This window comes from Acidisphaera rubrifaciens HS-AP3, from assembly GCF_000964365.1.
In the GTDB taxonomy this organism is placed as follows: Bacteria; Pseudomonadota; Alphaproteobacteria; order Acetobacterales; family Acetobacteraceae; genus Acidisphaera; species Acidisphaera rubrifaciens.
Genome location: NZ_BANB01001034.1, coordinates 1 through 2,690, shown reverse-complemented (window position 1 = coordinate 2,690; position 2,690 = coordinate 1). Strand labels below are relative to the sequence as shown.

Genomic DNA, 2,690 nt, shown 5'->3' with positions numbered 1-2,690 from the left:
TCCGCCACTGGACCGCCGGACACCGCATCATCGCGCGGTTCCAGCCGCATGACCGGGCGCGGCTGTCGGCGCACGTCGATGCGTCGATCGCCTGTTTTGCGGCACCGGCGCCACCACGTGCGTGCAACGACGATTCTGCGCCGGTGTTCATCGTGGGCATGCCGCGTTCGGGCACCACGCTCGCCGAGCAGATCCTCGCGTCCCACGCCGCGGTGCATGGCGCGGGCGAGCGCGCGGCGGTGCATAACCTGGTCCATGCGCTGACCGACGGCTGGGCGGAGACGGCGGAGGGTGTGCGGCGGCTGGCCGCGCTGGACGCGGCGGCGCTGGATGACGCGGCGGCGGGGTTCCTCGCCGAGCTGCACGCGCTGGCGCCGGGGGCGGCGCGGGTGGTGGACAAGATGCCAGGGAACGCGAAGCATCTGGGGTTCCTCGCGCGGCTGCTGCCGGGGGCGCGGTTCATCCACTGCACGCGTGACCCACGCGATATCGGGCTGTCGATCTTCCAGCATCGTTTCTTCGGCTATCATCCGTATGCGCACGACCTCGGCGACCTGGGTCATGCGATCGCCGAGCATTCGCGGCTGATGGCGCATTGGCGCGGCGTGCTCGGCGGCCGGCTGATCGAGGTGGCGCTGACGGACTGGATCGAGGATTTCGACGCGACGCTCGCGCGTGTTCTGGATTTCCTCGGCTTGGCGCACGATCCGGCCTGCGCGCGGTTCCACGAACAGGGGCGTCGGGTGCGCACGGCGAGTGCTGCGCAGGTGCGCGAGCCGGTCAATGCGCGCGGCATCGGGAAGTATCGCGCCTATGCGGCGGAGTTGCGGCCGCTGCTGGCGGAGCTGGAGCGCGCGGGGCTGATCGACGCGGCGGCAGCGGACGAGGGTGCCGCGTAGCGCCGCCGGGCCGCTACAGCAAAGCGGCCAGCTCGCCGCGCTTGACCTTGCCGGTCGCGGTCATCGGCAGGCTGTCCATCAGGCGGATTTCCGGCACCTTGTAGGTCGCCATGTTGCCGCGGCACCACGCGCCCAGTGCCTCGGCCGTCAGCGTGGAGCCGGGGACGAGGCGGACGAAGGCGACCGGCACCTGGCCGCGGCGTTCGTCGGCGCGGCCGACCACGCCGCTCGCCGCGATGTCGGGATTGCGGGCGAGCAGCATCTCCACCTCGGTCGGGAAGACGCTCATGCCGTTGACCTTCAGCATCTCCTTGCGCCGGCCGAGATAGTGCACGCAGCCCCAGTCGTCGATGCGGCCCATGTCGCCGGTGCGCAGCCAGCCGTCCACGATCGCCTCGGCCGTCGCCGCGTCCTTCTGCCAGTATGATTTCAGTTGCGACGGCGTGCGGATGCGTATCTCCCCCGTCTCGCCGAGCGGCAGGTCGGCGCCGGTCGTGAAGTCGGTGATACGGAAATCGGTGCTTGGCATCGGCAGGCCGACGAACACCGGATCGGCGGCGAGGTCGCGGTCACTGTCCTGGAACCCCCAGGTGAAGGTGTCCATCGTGTTCGTCTCGGTCATGCCATAGGCCGCCTCGCGCAGCACGCAGCCGGTCAGTGCCTGGAAGCGGCGGCGCAGGTCGGCGTCGAGCACCTTCACCAAGGACGAGGCCGTGACGTCGGCGAGCGAGGAGAGGTCGGTCGTCGCGGCGGCGGGATGGGCGAGCATCTCCGCCGCGCTGTCGGCGAGGACGTGGACGGAGGTGACGCGGTGCGCCGCGATCGCCGCGAGCGCCATACCCGCGTCCCAGCGGTTGAGCAGCACCGCCGCGCGTCCGCCGACGACCGGCAGCAGCACGCCGCTGTCCTCGCCCGCGATCCAGAACATCGGCAGGAAGTTCATGTGCGGCCCGTGGCCGGCGCCGATGGTCAGATACGTCAGCGCGCAGGCGGCGGTGTAGACCTTGTCGCCCTGCGTGTGCACGCAGCCCTTCGGCAGGCCGGTGGTGCCGCCGGTGTAGTTCAGCGCGGCGATGCTGTCCCAGCCGATCGCCGGCATCGGCACGGGACCGTGCTCCGCCGCCAGCGCCGGCAGCAGGTCGGTCGCCCCGTCCGGCACGGTGCGCGGCGCGTCGAGGCCGGGCGGCGGCGGATAGGTCGGGCGCGCGGGCAGGTAGTCGGACAGGGCGGTGGTCAGCACGAGCGGCGGCAGGCCCGCCTGCTGCGCGATCGGATGCAGCCGGTCCTGCACGATCAGCGCCGTGGCGCCGCTGTCGCGCAGGTAGTGTTCGAACTCGACCGCCTTCACCAGCGGATTGACCGGCACCACGATCGCGCCGGCCTTGAGGATGCCGAGGAAGCCGATCGTGTATTGCGGGCAGTTCGGCAGGCACAGCGCGACACGGTCGCCCGGCGCGATGCCGTGGCGGGCGAGCAGGGCCGCGAGGCTGTCGGACAGGCGATCCAGTTCCGCCCAGCTCATCGTGTGCCCGTAATAGATGATCGCGTCCTCGGCCCCGCGCGTCGCGGCCCAGTGGCGGACATGCTCGGGCAGCGTGCGTTGGCCGATCGGATACTGCACCTCCCGCGGGAGGTCGGCGGGCCAGTTGGCGGCGACGAGGCGGCGATGCGCGTCCAGCACGTCTTCTGTCATGTCTCACTCCCTCCGCGCGATCTTCTGCCGGGCGTGGCCAGACTGTAGGACCGGTGGGCGGAGCCGCAAACCACGACGGAGGATTGCCGACATGCGCA

General features: G+C 71.2%; 2 protein-coding genes. One reads left to right on the top strand and one right to left on the bottom strand.

From position 1 onward, the window contains the following. Positions 1–899: sulfotransferase family protein (locus tag B8460_RS19890; protein WP_048863368.1), on the top strand; the 899-nt coding region annotated here is incomplete at its 5' end. A 13-nt stretch (positions 900–912) separates the two neighbouring features. On the opposite strand, the gene B8460_RS19885 is transcribed toward B8460_RS19890, so the two are convergent. Continuing rightward, positions 913–2,592, bottom strand: a complete 1,680-nt coding sequence (locus B8460_RS19885; protein WP_048863367.1) for an AMP-binding protein — start codon at positions 2,590–2,592, stop codon at positions 913–915. Between the last annotated feature and the right edge of the window lie 98 nt (positions 2,593–2,690).

Excerpts from the sequence above, each read along its gene's own strand:
- B8460_RS19885 (WP_048863367.1), bottom strand. The coding sequence starts at position 2,592 with ATGACAGAAGACGTGCTGGACGCGCATCGCCGCCTCGTCGCCGCCAAC.